The organism is Niastella koreensis GR20-10, assembly GCF_000246855.1.
Taxonomy (GTDB): Bacteria; Bacteroidota; Bacteroidia; order Chitinophagales; family Chitinophagaceae; genus Niastella; species Niastella koreensis.
Window position 1 is genome coordinate 5,001,542 of sequence record NC_016609.1, and the last position, 15,780, is coordinate 5,017,321.

The 15,780-nt window shown below is 39.9% G+C and carries 16 protein-coding genes and 1 tRNA gene; 7 read left to right on the plus strand and 10 right to left on the minus strand.

The features are described from left to right. Positions 1-98: 98 nt before the first annotated feature. Both NIAKO_RS19500 and NIAKO_RS19505 read right to left on the minus strand, forming a co-directional pair. Positions 99-1,199 (minus strand): IS110 family RNA-guided transposase, encoded by a 1,101-nt coding sequence (locus NIAKO_RS19500; RefSeq protein ID WP_014218105.1) that lies wholly within the window; start codon positions 1,197-1,199, stop codon positions 99-101. Between the two features lie 97 nt (positions 1,200-1,296). Then, on the minus strand, positions 1,297-1,770 hold the full coding sequence (locus NIAKO_RS19505; RefSeq protein WP_014220171.1) for a 23S rRNA (pseudouridine(1915)-N(3))-methyltransferase RlmH: 474 nt from the start codon (positions 1,768-1,770) through the stop codon (positions 1,297-1,299). 172 nt (positions 1,771-1,942) lie between these two features. Between NIAKO_RS19505 and NIAKO_RS19510 the strand changes: the two genes are divergently transcribed. Beyond that, a tRNA-Arg gene (locus tag NIAKO_RS19510) sits at positions 1,943-2,019 on the plus strand. On the opposite strand, the gene NIAKO_RS37845 is transcribed toward NIAKO_RS19510, so the two are convergent. Next, on the minus strand, positions 1,982-3,529 hold the full coding sequence (locus tag NIAKO_RS37845) for a recombinase family protein (protein ID WP_071884247.1): 1,548 nt from the start codon (positions 3,527-3,529) through the stop codon (positions 1,982-1,984). The two genes, NIAKO_RS19510 and NIAKO_RS37845, sit on opposite strands and share 38 nt — an antisense overlap. A gap of 345 nt (positions 3,530-3,874) precedes the next feature. On the opposite strand from NIAKO_RS37845, the gene NIAKO_RS19520 reads away from it, so the two are divergent. Further along, positions 3,875-4,573, plus strand: a complete 699-nt coding sequence (locus NIAKO_RS19520; protein ID WP_014220173.1) for a hypothetical protein — start codon at positions 3,875-3,877, stop codon at positions 4,571-4,573. 10 nt (positions 4,574-4,583) lie between these two features. Here NIAKO_RS19520 and NIAKO_RS19525 read toward each other — a convergent pair whose 3' ends face one another. From NIAKO_RS19525 to NIAKO_RS19535, 3 genes are all read right to left on the minus strand, one after another. Next, a complete protein-coding gene (locus NIAKO_RS19525; RefSeq protein WP_014220174.1) occupies positions 4,584-5,000 on the minus strand; it encodes a hypothetical protein in 417 nt (138 codons plus the stop codon). 56 nt (positions 5,001-5,056) lie between these two features. Beyond that, entirely contained in the window at positions 5,057-5,662 is a 606-nt protein-coding gene (locus tag NIAKO_RS19530; RefSeq protein ID WP_014220175.1) for a DUF7691 family protein, read from the minus strand. Between the two features lie 90 nt (positions 5,663-5,752). Continuing rightward, positions 5,753-6,043: a helix-turn-helix domain-containing protein gene (locus tag NIAKO_RS19535; protein WP_014220176.1), complete on the minus strand. Its 291-nt coding sequence runs from the start codon at positions 6,041-6,043 to the stop codon at positions 5,753-5,755. Positions 6,044-6,482: 439 nt separating this feature from the next. Here NIAKO_RS19535 and NIAKO_RS19540 point away from each other — a divergent pair, with 439 nt between their 5' ends. Beyond that, the gene (locus tag NIAKO_RS19540) at positions 6,483-7,682 is read left to right on the plus strand and encodes a HEPN domain-containing protein (RefSeq protein ID WP_014220177.1); all 1,200 of its coding nucleotides are present in this window, start codon (positions 6,483-6,485) and stop codon (positions 7,680-7,682) included. A 114-nt stretch (positions 7,683-7,796) separates the two neighbouring features. Beyond that, complete coding sequence (locus tag NIAKO_RS19545; protein ID WP_014220178.1) at positions 7,797-8,411, plus strand: inorganic phosphate transporter; 615 nt, start codon at positions 7,797-7,799, stop codon at positions 8,409-8,411. 24 nt (positions 8,412-8,435) lie between these two features. On the opposite strand, the gene NIAKO_RS19550 is transcribed toward NIAKO_RS19545, so the two are convergent. The 4 genes from NIAKO_RS19550 to NIAKO_RS39765 form a co-directional block, all read right to left on the minus strand. Further along, entirely contained in the window at positions 8,436-9,059 is a 624-nt protein-coding gene (locus tag NIAKO_RS19550; protein WP_014220179.1) for a HEPN domain-containing protein, read from the minus strand. After that, complete coding sequence (locus NIAKO_RS19555; protein WP_014220180.1) at positions 9,043-10,086, minus strand: ParA family protein; 1,044 nt, start codon at positions 10,084-10,086, stop codon at positions 9,043-9,045. Before NIAKO_RS19555 ends, NIAKO_RS19550 begins: the two co-directional genes overlap by 17 nt. A 228-nt stretch (positions 10,087-10,314) precedes the next feature. Continuing rightward, positions 10,315-10,536, minus strand: coding sequence for a hypothetical protein (locus tag NIAKO_RS19560; RefSeq protein ID WP_014220181.1), 222 nt, complete (start codon positions 10,534-10,536; stop codon positions 10,315-10,317). Positions 10,537-10,866: 330 nt separating this feature from the next. After that, positions 10,867-11,187 (minus strand): transposase domain-containing protein, encoded by a 321-nt coding sequence (locus NIAKO_RS39765; RefSeq protein ID WP_107685543.1) that lies wholly within the window; start codon positions 11,185-11,187, stop codon positions 10,867-10,869. Between NIAKO_RS39765 and NIAKO_RS39770 the strand changes: the two genes are divergently transcribed. From NIAKO_RS39770 to NIAKO_RS19580, 3 genes are all read left to right on the plus strand, one after another. Continuing rightward, positions 11,168-11,317: a transposase domain-containing protein gene (locus tag NIAKO_RS39770; protein WP_394365460.1), complete on the plus strand. Its 150-nt coding sequence runs from the start codon at positions 11,168-11,170 to the stop codon at positions 11,315-11,317. The genes NIAKO_RS39765 and NIAKO_RS39770 overlap by 20 nt on opposite strands. Before the next feature lie 855 nt (positions 11,318-12,172). Next, the gene (locus tag NIAKO_RS19575; RefSeq protein ID WP_207622366.1) at positions 12,173-15,151 is read left to right on the plus strand and encodes a DUF499 domain-containing protein; all 2,979 of its coding nucleotides are present in this window, start codon (positions 12,173-12,175) and stop codon (positions 15,149-15,151) included. A gap of 11 nt (positions 15,152-15,162) precedes the next feature. Then, positions 15,163-15,777 (plus strand): DUF3780 domain-containing protein, encoded by a 615-nt coding sequence (locus NIAKO_RS19580; RefSeq protein WP_014220183.1) that lies wholly within the window; start codon positions 15,163-15,165, stop codon positions 15,775-15,777. The last annotated feature ends 3 nt before the right edge of the window (positions 15,778-15,780 follow it).

Genomic DNA, 15,780 nt, shown 5'->3' on the forward strand with positions numbered 1-15,780 from the left:
TACGGTAATTATGAGCAGTCAATCACGGGCTGCTCATTTTTAATTATTACCGGTAAGTTACATGGCTTAAAAAACTCATATTAAACATTTTACCTGTTTTAAGCTAGCATTCCTTTTTGATACTCCACCCCGGTTACCATCACGGTTCGTAGCCTCCTGAGTAATTTTCGGGCAATGTGAATGATTGCATATGTGCCGGTCATGCGTTTAGTCAGTGCCTGATAACACTCCAACAGGGCCGGATCTTTGCGTATGGCCTGCCAGGCGGATTCAATCAATGCCGTGCGTAATCTTTTATGCCGTCTTGAGGTAATGCCACGGTCCCGGTCGGTTTCTCCGCTACTGCTTTTATCAGGGCAAAAACCTACAAAACTATTGAGCCGGTCAAACCCCTTAAATCGGTTTATGTCGCCTATTTCCAGTAAGAACAACATCGCCGTTGTTGGGCCGATACCAGGAACACTGGTTGCCAGACGTGCCGCTGAACTGTATTTGCCCTTTCTGAGCTGACGCAGTTGCGTTTCCACTTTCAGCAGTAATTGTCGCAATAATCTGATCTGTTCCAGCATCAGCAATAGCGTATCTCCAAAGTCATCTTTTAACGCCTGCTCCTGCACCCACCTCAAAAAACAATTGCTCCAGTTGTTCTTGGCATAGGCCGCCGGTATTTCAATACCCTGGAATTTCAATAAGCTTTTCAGTCGGTTTTTACTTCGATTGATATCACTGACCACACTTGAGCGGTAACGTATTAAGTTCCTTTCTTTTTGAAGCGATTCATCCGGTATATTAATCCCTTTTATATTCCTAGATTCAAGGTCTCGGGCCAGCTTCAAGGCATCTACCGGATCGGTCTTACGCTTTCTTTCTTTGTCTGTGGTTGACACGTCTGCCGCATTCACCACTATACAATCCATTCCAGCTACGCTTAATCTTCTTTGCAAATTGAATCCCCACGCACAACTTTCGTACACACATTTAAAACAAGCACCAGGATAATGACTATGCAAATGCTTTATTAATGCATCACTGTCGGCTGCCATTCGATGGTTGCCCAGACAAATCCCATTATACACTTTGGCTACCTGATAGTCTTTCTGATGGACATCTATTCCCACACAAATCGTTTTACCGCTATAATCTATTATGTTTCTACCTTTGACTCGGGTTTCGGATGCGGCTGAAGCATGCTGTTTCATAAAATTTAATTTTTATGTTGTAAATAATCAGCAAAGTTCTTCATTGCAGCCGATTTTCGGACTGCTGCTGCTCCGAAACCCTTTTACATAAAGACTTTTAGCTATGATGATATTTTTCGTTCCGCAGAATGGTGCATGCCCGGTATAATTGTTCGGCCAGGATCAAACGCACCAGCTGATGTGGAAATACGAGTTTGGATAAAGACCAGGTAGTGTTGGCTCTTTTAAACACCGCCTCATCAACGCCATAAACGCCGCCAATTAAGAAAACGAGGGTCTTAACGCTGTCATTGGCCCGGGTTTGTAAAAACTCAGCCAGTTGTGGCGAAGTGAACGAATGCCCCCGTTCATCGAGCAATACCAGGTAATCGTCTTTCTTAAGCCATTCCAGAATGGTTTCCCCTTCTTTTTTCTTCAGGTCCATTTCGCTAAGCATACCTGCGTTTTTTGGGGTGGGAATAAGGTTCCATTCTACCGGGAAGTATTTCGATAACCGGCGGGTAAAGTCCTCAATGCCTTCTTTTACATAGGACTCGTGATTTTTACCAATTGACCAGCATTGAATTTTCATAACAGGGAGCTTTTAGGTGATTACGCATTTGATATGCCAGGAGGCAAGTTAAGTAATGTGTCCTAATGGCTGGAATTCAGGTTAAAAGGAAAATTTTCTTTGCTTTTTTTGATGATTTATTTGGGAGGAATAGCAAATAGGTCTATTTTTGCCGCCCATTCACGAAAAACACGGCCCCGTAGCTCAATTGAATAGAGCATTTGACTACGGATCAAAAGGTTTCTGGTTTGAATCCAGACGGGGTCACCAGACAGGACAAGACGGATTTTTTCCTCTTGTCCTGTTTCTTTTTTGGGCTGGAACCCGCGCCCAGACTGTATATCAACGAAACGGCTTCGTTGAGCCGGGCGGTTCGAACTCCAAATCCGTCAATCGTCAAATTTTCGGGGTATATCGAACCAATTATTTCCCGCTTCTTTACAATATCACCGTTTTTGTATAGGCGCTCTAAATTCATCAGGTTCTGCAATCCTGTGCTTAAAAGGCCGTCAAAGTCTACTGGTGTTTGTGATGAACTGGCCAGTTTTCCCAATAGTTTTTCTATTTTATCCGTGTATTCTGCTTTCATTTTCCGGTAGTCATCCGGCTCAATTTTTTGGGTTGAAAGCAGGTCCCGTAAATAAGTTAATCTACCCTCCTGTTCGGTGATCTGGTTGGAAATTTGTCTTTTATCGTCCTGCGAATGATTTGACTGGTCATACCAGGCCTCTTGCAGGGTGATTTGGTACAGTTCCAGATACTCCGGACGGGGAACAAATTTCTTCAGTTCATTTACAAATATGTCGTTCACAAATTCTGCCCTGAACCGGCATTTGCAACCACCAGTGCAGTGGTAATAAAAGTAGTCCTGTGTTCTCCCTTTTGATTTACTACCGGTGAGCTTCTTGGTACACTTAGGACAGATTAAAAAGCCTCTCAAGGGCAATGTTGTATTTGCCACATACATGGGGCGGTAGTGTCTTTTACGGCCGTCCAGCACATCCTGCACCTGGTAGAATACAGATTCAGAAACCAGCGGTTCATGCTGTGCTTTTACAGTATGCGCTTCTTCGTCCTTATACTTTGGAATTACAATCTTGCCACAATACAGCGGGTTTCTAATATTCATCCAGAAATTACTCTTGGTGCTCTTCAGGCCCTTTTCTTTGGCCATTTTGTAGATCTGTTCGGCATTAAAACACCCCTCTGCCAATGTCTCAAAAGCCCATTTCATGATGCTGGCTTGTGGTTCATGCGGTTCAATGTATTTCTTTCCGGCTTCGGAGGTTCGGTTTATATAACCAGTTGGAGCAATCCCCAGGTATCGACCTTCTTTTTTGGCCCGCCGCATTCCGTGAAATGTATTCAATGCGCGGCGGTCGTTCTCGACTTCTGGCGCGGCCAGATAAAAAGCCAGCATCATTTTATTTTCCGGTACTGAAAGGTCTAAAGGCTGTTCTACGGCCTGCGGCTCAATTCCCAACTTTCGAAGGATGCTGATCATTTGGTAAGCATCACCGGCATTTCGGCTAAACCGGTCCCATTTGATAAACAGCACCAGGTCGGCGGTGTTTTTATTTTTTCGCAAGAAAAGCAGGTACTTGTTCCATTCTGGCCGGATAAAGGTCTTTGCCGAGTGATCTTCATAAATAACCTTTCGCACCTCGATGTTCTGAATTTGGCAATACCTGCGTAAACGCTCTTCCTGGTCACGTTGTGAGTAGCCTTTGTCTGCCTGTTCATCGGTACTCACTCTGATGTACAAATCTGCAATTTTCATACGCTCACTTTTGTAGATAATTTGAAATAGCTATGGTAGCTAATTTCCGAATAAAATTTAAAATAGCGGTAGCTTGTTCAAGGGTAACTATAGTTCCCCGTTGGCGTAGCATTTCCTGTACCTTTTGCGGTGTTAACTTATCCATCTTACCTCCCTCATTTTTATCGTTCGCACTGTCCTGTAAGACAACCCCAATACTAATATACGAATGTTTTGATGAATATTTGTATTACCAAAACTATTTTGTGTTAAATTGCATTGATTTGTATCACAAAAGTTTTGACACCACCAGGAAATTATACAAACATGCTTACATTCGTTAAGCACCGTTAAGTGAAGTAAATAATGGAAAAGGAATACAGGGTAACATATAAAACGTATTACAATGACCGCCTTAAACAGACCAACTTTCATGGTAAGTTGATGTATCCCTTATACGTACAGGTGACATTTGATAGGAAAAGTATCTTTTTCAAGAGCTTCTTTTTTGATCTGTTTTCAAAACCCAAGTATGCTGCCCGGATTGGCGGCCAGGTTTTCGGTCCCGATGTAAAGGACATTATAAAAAAGGAAGAATCCCTGGTTGAGTTCATTATTGATAAGAACCGGGATAACTTTTCTTTAGACCTATTCAAAACGGAATATGCCTATTATGGCCGGGATCTGCTGGATATGATGGAACCAGGCTTTCTGGAATATCTGTACACTTTTTTACATGATGAGGGCCTGCCCTATTTGGCAGAAACTGTAAACCTGGGTTCACTAACGTGTAAGTTATATGACCTGGTGCTGGATTTTAAAAGGTGCCTGAATCCGAAATTATATCAAAAGCTGTGGGAGAACTCGTTTTATTATAGTCCGCCTTATTTGGTGCTTTGTGCATTTAATGAGAAACCTCAGCAGTCGTTGTTGAAGGTGTTTACGGTGATGGATTGGGAGCAGCCTGGAGTAAAAGATGATTTTCCTGCCTTTGTAAAACGAAATTACCCAACTATAATTCTTGGTAATTTGATTAAGGACATTGATAACGCTGTCACAAGTTGATATGGTATTGTTATTTTCTTCGTTTTCTTTTTCTGTATCCAGCTTTCCACCCGCCATATGTCATAGTTAGGGGAATCCCAGTTAATTCGCTTACAATAATACCAACAAGAGCGTAGTATGCAATACTTCCGAACCATATAATTTGCCCTGAAATCTCGATTTCCTTAGGATGTTCTATATAAATAGCAATAAGACCATATAGAATTAATGATCCCTGCAATAAACCTGAAACACCTACCAAGCGAGATTTATTTTTTCCTTCCACAATTCCTTTCTTATATTTTCGTGAAAGAATAATTGCTTGTGCCAAGTCAAATAATAATGAAAGTATATAGCAGAAAGCGCCGACAAGAACTAAGTTTGCCAACTTGTAAATAATGCCAAAGCATAATAGCAAAAAAGATGCTATTAAAATTGCCAACTTCATAATAAGTAGTAGCTATATAAAATATTCATTCTATACAAGTCTTGAAAAAGCTTCATTTAATGACAGAATGATATAAGCTCTAAATCCTTTCCAATACAATAAGATATATTTTCCTTTATTTGCTTTATGCTGTCATATGCCATTTCTTTTTCGTCATCCTCATCCAGAAGCGCTTCTAGCATTTCGTCTGTAATGTTAATATTTTCGAATTGTGTCTTTAATGCGGACAGCTGGCCTTTATTTATTAAACCACACAACGGCCAATCCCGAACTTGAGGAAGCGGAAATGAATGATCTCCATTAATAAGCGTTTCCTCAATATTTATTTTTAAATTAAAATCCTTATCGAGCAAGTCGTTAATGATATCGGTTTCATATCCAAGCTTTATTTCGTGAGTTGCAGGCAAAGCCTCTCCCAAGTAAGCACAGATAGAAATAAATGCATACCAATAAGAGTGTGCCGACTCGGTAATATATGGTTTACCAAAAATCAAATGCTCTAAAGCGTGTTTTGTAGTAACAGAACCTGCAAAATCTTGATCAGAGTAAAGCTTAAAAGTCTCGGTATCTAACACCCCATTTAATAAATCGGCATCATTGGAGCCAATTGATTTTATAAGCTGGTCAGTTTTGATACCGTAGGAAAAAATATAATACCCCATTATATTTATTTTATAGTAGCGTCGATTAAATAATCTCCTGATAAATTAGGTTTGCTTGTATCAGTCTCCAAAACTGTTAGGATACAAATATTATTTCCTTTTCTTTATCATTCTATCTTTCTGCACTTGACCTTTTTCCTTTTTTGATATTGATGTTTCAAACCGAAATAATTCAAACATCTCAACATCCAAGGCTTCTGCAAGCTTTGCAATTGTTATAAATTCAATATTTGTCTTACCGTTCTCAATCCTGCTGATATCCCCGTTATTGATACCTGTAGCCACCTCAATGTCTAACTGGGTCTTCCCCTTTTCTTTTCTTACTTGTTTCAAACGTTTGCCGAATTGCTCTAACTGGTGGGTGTACTTTTGACTATCCATTTGCTTAGTTATATAGGAAAAGTCAAAATATTTTATCAATATAAATTTGGGGTATAAGCCAGATTTGTAAAAAAACACCTAACTTAGCCTTAATAACGGTAAAACGAACCGGTATGTGTTTAATAACTATAGATACAAGCTAGGTCAACTTTATATAAATAGCTTATAAAGCGAATTTGCTTTATTCTCGGATACCGAAAACTGCGACCTTTTGATGATCACGAGAAAATAAGGTAAATCGCTCACGACTTCTTTGGTATATTGCCAAAGAAACGTGGGCGTTCTTATTCGTGATCAGGGGTGTCGCAGCCCTTCGGTATCGGTAAGGACTAACCCACGTTTTTCTTTATTTTAAGCCGTCACAGGCTCCGCAGGTTTTCCTGCACCCGGTTAGCCTTACATGACTTTCAATCTATTCCTTCATCCTTAATTGAATGTTATGAGTAACGAGGCTTCACCAGTTTCACCCAAAAGAGTAACTCCCCCACAAAAATTAACTTCAGAAGAAATAGCCAACCCCCATCAGGTTATTTACGAATTGTTTGATTTTGCACACCTACCCCGGATTCGGGAACTGCTCTGGGAGTTTTTTAAAACAACAGTTATCGGAAATTATACCCATGATTTACATAGACGGGACCGCGAACTAATGGTAACGATCTATGAAAAAATAGAAAAATTAGTAGAAGCAGCCCACATTATCAATGAAAAACAAAAAGAATCAAAAAAGCCCGTTTTTGAAACGTACCCGTATTCTACCGATAATATTAATCCGTTTAACTTGACCAGATTAGCTGGATCTTACCAGGTTGAAATCGTCTTACAGGAGAAATTAAAGTCGGTGGTAGAAACCATTATCCGCATAACCAACGCGGAAAAGTTGTTCTGGTCAGGCTTTTCAACAACCAGCAGGAACCGACCCCAGTTCGATTTCCTGGTGCTTTTACCACCCAATGCCAAATACTCCTATAGCGATTACCTGACACAGGTACAGTCAAAATGTTGTGAAATCGGTTCTGTTTTAATATGGTGCAACAAAACCAATGAAGTATATAAACATTTACGAGGTGGCCATATTTTTTATTCCGCTGTCTGTACAGATAATTTGTTAGTATATGACAACAAGCGATTATCATTGCCCGAAAAGGCCATTTTTGATATTGCTACCATAAAAGTGAAAGCGCGGAACATTTTTAATGATGCTTTCCATAATGCAAAATCTTATCTGGACGGTGCAGAATATTTTGCCACCACCAACCAATTTAAACAGGCTACTTTTTTACTGCATCAGGCAACGGAACATGCACTCCGGGCATTATTAACTTCTATTACAGCTGTGACAAGCTACGGACATAATTTAAAATCTTTAATAAGACATACTAGTTTTTGCGCTCCCGAGCTGGGTGACATTTTCCCTAAAACTACGGACGAAGAAAAGGAGTTATTTAATTTGCTGAATGCTGCCTATGTTGATGCAAGGTATAGTCAAAATTATGAAATCAACCAGGAACAGGTAATGTTACTTCTTGATCGGGTTAATACCCTTCTTACGCTAACAGAGCAATCTTTTGAGGAAAGACTCAAAACGTTCGAAATTCTGATAATGTCGGAACACAACGGTTTCGACTTTCTCGAATAATGTATATTTAACAAGAAGCCATTCTGCTTTCTTTTTAAATAAGCCTATCCCTTATTGCATTTTTAATTATAACAATTGCATATCTTCAGCCTCTCCCAAAGAATTATTACAAATATGCAATCATCGAGTTGGCAAACATTCATTACAGCACTATTAGGGGGTGTTGTCAGCGCTTTGCTATATCCGTTTTTTTCCTACTATATTACAAGGTGGCTTAATTCAAAATTTGTCAGAATTGAACTAAGATCTCCAGATGAGTCACCTATTAATAGGCATATTAGTTTACCCCTACAAGTAGTTAATGGGAGCTTTGTTTCACTTAAAAATGTTTCAGTTTTCATATACACAGAATATCAAAATGAAGACATTATTAGCAAACAGGAGGAACCCAATATACACGCCTATTTTTCAAACTCTGCCTTTCAGTGGACAAGTTTATCCTGGGCAAAAGTTGTCGATAGCAAAATACTTTCCCAATGCGATATAAACCAAGGAGAGCAGGCTGACCTTAATGTGTTTAGATTACACCCAAGAGGAAGTGCTCGCCCGATTCTCCAAATTGCTTCCGAACAAGGATTTTCAAAACAAGGTACAGATAGACGAGGTCGAGTTTTATTAAATGCACAAAAAGATTACTTATTCAAAATCAAAGTTACAGCAGAAAATATTTTGCCAGCGGAAAGGTCATTTCGGTTTTTAAACAATGGAAATTATATTGAAACTTACTAGAGAAAAGTTTTTTTTACAACAGCACTATCTAATGGCGTTATAAATTTCTTCCCCCAGTCTTATAATAAAAGGAACAACAGTATCTGTATCTATTTTATCAATTTGGTTTCTCAATCCTGTTAAGATATTAAAATCGGCTTCGTGTACAATTTTATTTCTTCTTGTAGCAATTGTTTTAATAGTCGTCACTAAATCTTGCTGAGACATTCCCATTGGCCCAGCTAAATATTGCCATTTATGACTTTCATCCCAAATCAAACTTAATCCATCCGCAATTTTATCTGGATCCTGAAATGCCAAGTGTTGATGCCTTTGAACAATTTCTTGTTCAAACCAATATGAAGGTGGATAAACTGAAGATGAAGAGCCGGCACTGGAAATTATGTTTGTCATGGTGCTTGTCGAAATTCCAAAACTTTGGTATTTTCTTGTTCTTGGGCGCTGCCCCTCAAACGCCTCTACCATGCCAATGCGAATAAACTCATGGATCAATTTATCTAAGGCGCTGACAGACATTACCCACTGAGCTCTTAGCAAATCACTTAAATCATTAGGCAGTTTTAGAGTGGTGCTTAAATAGCCGTATAGGGCATCCAACTCTTTAACATACCGCATGTTTTGATTGAATTGATTAAATGCCCCTACCATAGTCGCAAACGGAAATTATTTTGTTGGAAATATTGTCAAAGAGTTCATAGAAAGTGTCCCGTTTACGGATCATTCCCTCCAATACAGAACCGGTTTCTCCTATTTCATCATCTTCAAGCGCAAAAACAGGGACCCCTGCATCATTTGCTTTAGGCAAAAGACCTTGAAAATCCGGGATTTCATCCAAACATAAATCCTCGCCAATACCGGCACCCTGGTAAATATTGTCAGGGAAAATCATGTTTTTGGCTTGTAATGCAGGTTTCAAACTGTTTTGAACAGCTTGTTTGATTTCTTCTATATTTTCTCTGTAAGGCTTAGCTGCTTTACCTTTCCGAATATTAAAACGCTGTATTATTGTTCCGATCATTTTAGGGGTAATGTCCGGCAACGGATATGCAGCATCTGAAAGAAGTGGATTGATTTGTTTGGCCCAATCCACCCATCTTGGTAATATTGAAACCAATGTATTGATTGCCATTATAGAAAATGGATCTGGATTGGTCGGAATTACAAAATAATCTGACACTACAAACAAATTTTGGTTTATTGCACTCAACCCAGGGTTTAGATCAATAAAAACATAATCGACTCCGTAAGCTTCAGCAGTTTTATTCAACAAATCATTAAATGCTCCAGGGAGATTCTGCAGTGTAGATATTGCATTATTAGAAGTCTGAGCAAAACTCAAGGCCGCATCATACTCTGATAAGTTAGCATGCCCAGGCAGTAAGTACAGATTGGGATTTCTTGCAGCAACCTGACAGGCTACACCCTGAATTGGAAGGGGCTTACCTTCAAAAGCAACTTTCACTCCATCTTTAATATTGCTATTTTTTGTGGCATCATCTAAATAATATTGTTCAAAATTATCATTCAAAATTAGTGCAGTCAAATTACATTGCGGATCAGCATCTACAAGAAGCACTTTTTTTCCCTTTTCAGCGAGCATCCAACCGAGGTTATAAGTAGTAGTAGTTTTACTTACGCCGCCTTTATGGTTAAAATAGACAATTTTTTGCGCCATTGGGTATTATGGTATTAATTGGATAAATATAAGTAAATATAAAGTTTTAACATCAATCACAAACGGAATATCGCTAATCTTATTAGAAGGGGTATGTGATAGGTAGCGTACTTTCTCACTGGACATGTAAACCGCCCACTAAAAAAGATTTGCCCTACTGTAAGCAAGTAAGATAAGTAGTTTTGCCCAAACCGTTTGGACCGGCAATAGCATACAAGGTTGGCATAATTAACCCTCCGCTTTAAGTTCCTCAATACGCCCGTCTGGCCATTCTGCATAAACCTTACCATTTTCACCAAAAACAATAGGCCTGCCTTTGGAAAAAGCCTTTTCCTTAGCCCTCCTTAAAATGGAAGCCGATACCAGGTCAAGTTCATCTTTGGTCATTTCTGTGGTGAGTTTTTCAGCTCCACCATACCTCAAAAATATCGGTTCCCTTTGTTGTTCCATATCATCCTGTGGTTTCAAAATAAAGGTACTGATTTCACACTTTTGGCGATACGCTTCCCCATAGCCGATTATGCTGACTTGGCCAGGTAATATACAAAAAGGAAAAAGGCGTATGTCAGCAGAAAAATTCCTAAAATAGTCACAACCACCCAAGTTTTATTTTTCGACTCCAAAAATAGCTGGAATCTGCCTGGCTTGTGTTTATTTAGATTAGTACTAATTGTAAGCCTGATCTCCAGCATACATTTCTCAATAACCTGATGAATTTTACTAGTATCCGGTTCCGGTGTACGTGTCACAGAGGGCTTAAGTATTCGTGCTAATTTTGCTTTAAGCGGCAGTGTTGCTTTCTTGTTTTTTCCAGCGGTGGGGCAATAAAGATTTAAGTTTGGAGGTAGTCAGTTCATTGATGTTGTGGCTTAACACATCCTTCAGCCATTCATAAGGGTTAACATTATTCAATTTGCAGCTAACCAGTAACGAGTATAAAAGGCCAGCTCTTTTGGCTGCTTCATGAGAGCCACAGAACAGGTAATTTTTACGTCCGACATTATGCAAAGCTTTACATAATGTCGGTCGAAACAATTTTCCCTTTGCCGGCTCACATGATGCTGCACAAAACGCTGCTATTATATACTCATTATTAGCCACCTGTAAATTGCATGACGTTAATGCTTATGACTGGCTGAAATATGTGCTTACTGCTATGCCTACCTTCCCGGCAAGCAGAATAAAAGAATTGCTGCCCCATAACTGGAAGGACTCTATTATTGAGCCATAATCAACAAAAATGAAATATCCCTTCGTTCATGTGACCATCAGATGAATTTTTATACCTGTCGGTCCCGGGCCTTTACGTCTGTGAAGCGGATGGCGACTGCCGGTTCTTCTCAGCACTACTTGACGGTAAATGGCTTAAGGATGTTTTAAAAAAAAGACTTGTCTGACCTACCGTACTACCGGCTGCAAAAAAATTCCTGAAGGATGTTATAGCCACAATTTATAAGTAGTCCATTCGCGTCAATATCAAAATATTGCGACGAGCCAAACATATAGTTGAGCTTGTTATATATTACTTTTCTGTACACTTGAAAAGCTCCTACCCTTTTCCCCTACTATGTATTTGATAACCATACATTTAATTAAACGTAAAGTATTTCCACTATCCCTCCACACCGAATCCTTCAACTGGGTTCACGAAGCCTCACACAGCGGGGCTTTCGGAAGCGATCAAAACGCAGCCCTGGAAAGGCACACAAATTAATATGATCGCCCCGGACCCTGAGAGTCCCCCCTTTACAAACTGTTGTAATAAAACACCCTATGCCGCCCAATGCCTGTTCCGGTGCATGCCAATTATTGGGATAGTTTGTTAATAATATTAAATTTGTTTTTTGCCTGTTTTACCTAAATTGTCCACATTTGATAAGCCCATTTATAAACTATAATGTTTTGGAAACGAATTATATGCACTAATTCATACACTTAACCCCAAACCCACTTGATGGAGACACTACACAAACTTTGTATCCCCCGAAATTTTGAAAAAGATATTGATGTTCAGGATATAACTGACATGCTGCAAGACCGTATAGATCCCGCTTTGTTTTTTGAAACAAACTACAAAACTCAGGGAATGTCAGTACTGTTTAAAACGGCCTTTGAACGTTTTAAAGGAAAAAGTCAACAGCAATTAATTAAGCTGACACAAAGTATGGGTGGCGGTAAAACCCACAACATGATCTCGTTGGGTTTATTAGCCAAGCATCCAGCCTTTAGGGAACAAATAATTGGCAAAGATTATTCCGATGATGGTTTGGGTAAGGTTGAAGTACTCGCATTTTCTGGTCGGGAAAGCAATACTCCCAATGGCATCTGGGGTGAATTGGCAAAACAATTAGGTAAAGAAGCCGAGTTTAAATCACTATGGGAAGGCGGCCTCCGGGCGCCAGGTCAGAGTGAATGGATCAACATGCTGAAAGGTTCACCCAAATTAATTTTGTTGGATGAGCTTCCTCCTTATTTGGATAATGCGCAGACTGTTGCCATTGGTTCAGGTACATTGGCCATAGTAACTACTACGGCATTGGCCAATATGTTCAACGCGTTGAACACGGCTGCCTTAAGCAATGTATTGATCGTTATTTCTGATCTAAAAGCAACCTATCAAAGTGGGACCCGTTTGTTGCAATCTACTTTTTCAAACCTGGAAGGCGAGGTAAGCCGGTTTGCATTAGATATTCAACCGGTTGGTAGTTCTTCAGATGAGATTTATGATATTTTGCGTACTAAGTTATTTGAAAAGCTTCCTGGCAAGGATGCCGTAAATGATATTGCCCTGGCTTATAAAGCAAAAGTAGAAGAGGCAAAAAACCTGGGCTTTACCACGTACAATCCGGATAAAATATTTACTGGGATCAAAGAGGCTTACCCTTTTCATCCTTCTATCAGAGAACTGTATGAACGGTTTAGAGAAAATCAAAACTTTCAACAAACCCGTGACCTGATAAGATTAATGCGAAAGATCATTACCTCCATATGGGGTACGGGTATTGCTGATAAACGTTATCTCATCAATGCTTTTGATATTGATCTGAACGATACTTCCATGAATACCACCATTACACAAATAAAACCATCACTGGGTAATGCCATTAGTAAAGACATTGCTAACGAAGGTCGTTCCACTGCGGAGTCAATAGATGCACAGTATAACATTGAATTTATTTCGCAGGTAGCTAAATTGCTCTTGGTAGCGTCGCTGGCTGACGTGCCGAATGCCCTATTGGGTTTAACCCAACACGAATTGGTGGGTTACCTGGTAGAGCCCGGGAAGGATATCACCAGTTACCGAAATGCTTTTGAAGAATTCTTATCGCAGGCCTGGTATGTTCATCCGGACAAAGATGGCCGGTTACATTTCCAACATGTTAGAAACCTCATAGCTGAATTGAATAGCCTGATTGATGGGTACGATGACGATAATGCAAAGATCGAGATCAGGAAATTTTTAGCAGATCGCTTCAAACCAATCATCGGTGATTGCTATCAAAAAGTGTCAGTTTTTCCGCCCATCGATGAAATAAAACTGGACGAAGAAAAAAATCTGTTGGTATTGTTTGAACCCAATATTTCCGGTTCAGGTTTAAATCCCAATTTGTTGCATTTGTACGAGCATACCCAATATAAGAACAGGGTCATGTTCTTGACAGGCGATCGCAACACCATGGACAACCTGATCCGTAAGGCTAAAGAGTTTAAAGCCATTCAACGCATCATTAAAAGATTGCGGGAAGAAAAAGTAGCTGAAAACAATACTCAGTTTGAAATGGCGGTTGACCGGGAAATAAAGATCGGTCAGCAATTTTTATCTGCGGCCAGAGAAACTTTTGTGAAGCTGTATTACCCATTTCATTTCAAAGGACAGGACAAGCTGGTGGATGCGGAGTTTCTGATGGATTTTAAAGGAAATAATTACAATGGGGAAGACCAGATCAAAAAGGTGTTGTCAGATCGGCAAAAGTTTACTTTAGAAGATCCAACAGGAAACGGGTTCAAAGTAAAATGCCTGCAACGATTATTTACTTTAGATGAAATGCGACAGGAAGATCTGATAAGCCGTGCGGCTTCCAATCCTGCCTGGCAGTGGCATCATCCAAAAGCTTTGGAAGAGTTGATTGACCATTGCCTGAAAAATGGCATTTGGTTTAAAGCAGGGAACTACATTCAAAAAAATCCGCCTAAAGAGGACACTTCCGTAACGGTTCAAGCCACCTGGGCAGATAAAAATAGCAGCGAAGCCACCTTAAAAATCATTCCAAAGTTTGGCGATGTGGTTCATTATGAAATTGATCAGGAGCCTACTACCACCTCTGATAAGATCACGGATTTTACCAATTGGAAGACGAATGATATGGTCGTTTATTTTCTGTGTGTAGACAGCAAGGGAATAAATGAAACAGGCAAAGCCTATAAATGGACAAACAAACTAACGCTCAAATATCATACTTATGATGCTGGTGGCGAAAAAAAGATAAAACTGGAAGCTTCTGCCCCGGATGCAAAAATCTTGTACACCACCGATGGTGCTGAGCCCAGAGACAACGGGGCCGTCTTTGCCGGTGATTTCATCATTCCAAAAGGCACCAGGTTTGTATTAGCCATTGCTGAAAAGAAAGGGGTTTACAGCGACCGGCTTGAAATACCCATTAACTGGAACAGACCGGAAGGGCTTAAAATTGATAAAGCCAAATCGCTGGTCTATGAGAAAAAAGGAACTTTTAAAACCAGTAACAACAAGACCACCTTTGAAGAATTGAGTTTATTTGCTAAACATGGGGCTAAGTTCAGGGGACCCATTCTGAACTTTACTTTCAAATTGTCCGATAAAGAGTTTTGGTCTTGTGTAACTTTTGCGGAAGATCTGGTGTTAACCAAAGAGCAAATTGAAGCACACATAAACTATATGCGCACCAGCCTCAGTGCAGATGGAACATTTGAGACCTCATTACAATTAGACGGCGTGGTGTTTCCATCTGGCCAGGCTTTTGAAGACTGGGTGTCGGAGAAGCAAATGGAATTGAGTTCATTAAATCAAGAGGAGATTATTCAATAAAATAGTGTGTTATGGCAAAAGGCAAAGAAAGTTTAGGATTTGGTTTCGATCCTTCGGAAGCGAAACACCATTTTTTGGTGATCATTCCAAAAACTGCTACCGGAAAGGTATTGATATACGAACGTTTTGATTGGGGTACTGAAGAGGAAAACAGGGATAAGATCTCAGGCGAGCTTTCTATGTTCGATCCACCGGAGCAAAAAATAGATCAGCGTTTCGACAGGCTGAAGTGTGAGATCTCTAAACACAAATGGAAAGAAATAGAAAATGCGGTACGTTTAGAGTTTAACAATCGCTTAAAGGAGTATGGGCAAAAAGCCGGTAATTGGAAGCAGGGGCAAACCCCTGTACAAAGATTATTAGGGAAAGAGTTAACCCTCCTTTGCTGGGCAATTGAAGATTGCGATGTGAAAGTAATACCCACTGCAATAAAAAACTGGCAGGGGTTAAAAGCTGAAGAACGCTGGTGGTTATACACCATGACCAATGCCAGTACCGGTGACGCCAATACCAAATACGGTTGGCGTACAGCAATCAGGTATGCACTCACCGAAAATCCCATTACCGATAAGTACCAGCAACGCAGCATTTTCGATCAGTATTTAAATGATGCCATTGAGAACTAGCAA

What these genes read in the sequence shown, in the direction of transcription:
- NIAKO_RS19500 (WP_014218105.1), bottom strand. Translation starts at nt 1,199, where the DNA reads ATGAAACAGCATGCTTCAGCCGCATCCGAAACCCGAGTCAAAGGTAGA.
- NIAKO_RS19505 (WP_014220171.1), bottom strand. Translation starts at nt 1,770, where the DNA reads ATGAAAATTCAATGCTGGTCAATTGGTAAAAATCACGAGTCCTATGTA.
- NIAKO_RS37845 (WP_071884247.1), bottom strand. Translation starts at nt 3,529, where the DNA reads ATGAAAATTGCAGATTTGTACATCAGAGTGAGTACCGATGAACAGGCA.
- NIAKO_RS19520 (WP_014220173.1), top strand. Translation starts at nt 3,875, where the DNA reads ATGGAAAAGGAATACAGGGTAACATATAAAACGTATTACAATGACCGC.
- NIAKO_RS19525 (WP_014220174.1), bottom strand. Translation starts at nt 5,000, where the DNA reads ATGAAGTTGGCAATTTTAATAGCATCTTTTTTGCTATTATGCTTTGGC.
- NIAKO_RS19530 (WP_014220175.1), bottom strand. Translation starts at nt 5,662, where the DNA reads ATGGGGTATTATATTTTTTCCTACGGTATCAAAACTGACCAGCTTATA.
- NIAKO_RS19535 (WP_014220176.1), bottom strand. Translation starts at nt 6,043, where the DNA reads ATGGATAGTCAAAAGTACACCCACCAGTTAGAGCAATTCGGCAAACGT.
- NIAKO_RS19540 (WP_014220177.1), top strand. Translation starts at nt 6,483, where the DNA reads ATGAGTAACGAGGCTTCACCAGTTTCACCCAAAAGAGTAACTCCCCCA.
- NIAKO_RS19545 (WP_014220178.1), top strand. Translation starts at nt 7,797, where the DNA reads ATGCAATCATCGAGTTGGCAAACATTCATTACAGCACTATTAGGGGGT.
- NIAKO_RS19550 (WP_014220179.1), bottom strand. Translation starts at nt 9,059, where the DNA reads ATGGTAGGGGCATTTAATCAATTCAATCAAAACATGCGGTATGTTAAA.
- NIAKO_RS19555 (WP_014220180.1), bottom strand. Translation starts at nt 10,086, where the DNA reads ATGGCGCAAAAAATTGTCTATTTTAACCATAAAGGCGGCGTAAGTAAA.
- NIAKO_RS19560 (WP_014220181.1), bottom strand. Translation starts at nt 10,536, where the DNA reads ATGGAACAACAAAGGGAACCGATATTTTTGAGGTATGGTGGAGCTGAA.
- NIAKO_RS19575 (WP_207622366.1), top strand. Translation starts at nt 12,173, where the DNA reads ATGTCAGTACTGTTTAAAACGGCCTTTGAACGTTTTAAAGGAAAAAGT.
- NIAKO_RS19580 (WP_014220183.1), top strand. Translation starts at nt 15,163, where the DNA reads ATGGCAAAAGGCAAAGAAAGTTTAGGATTTGGTTTCGATCCTTCGGAA.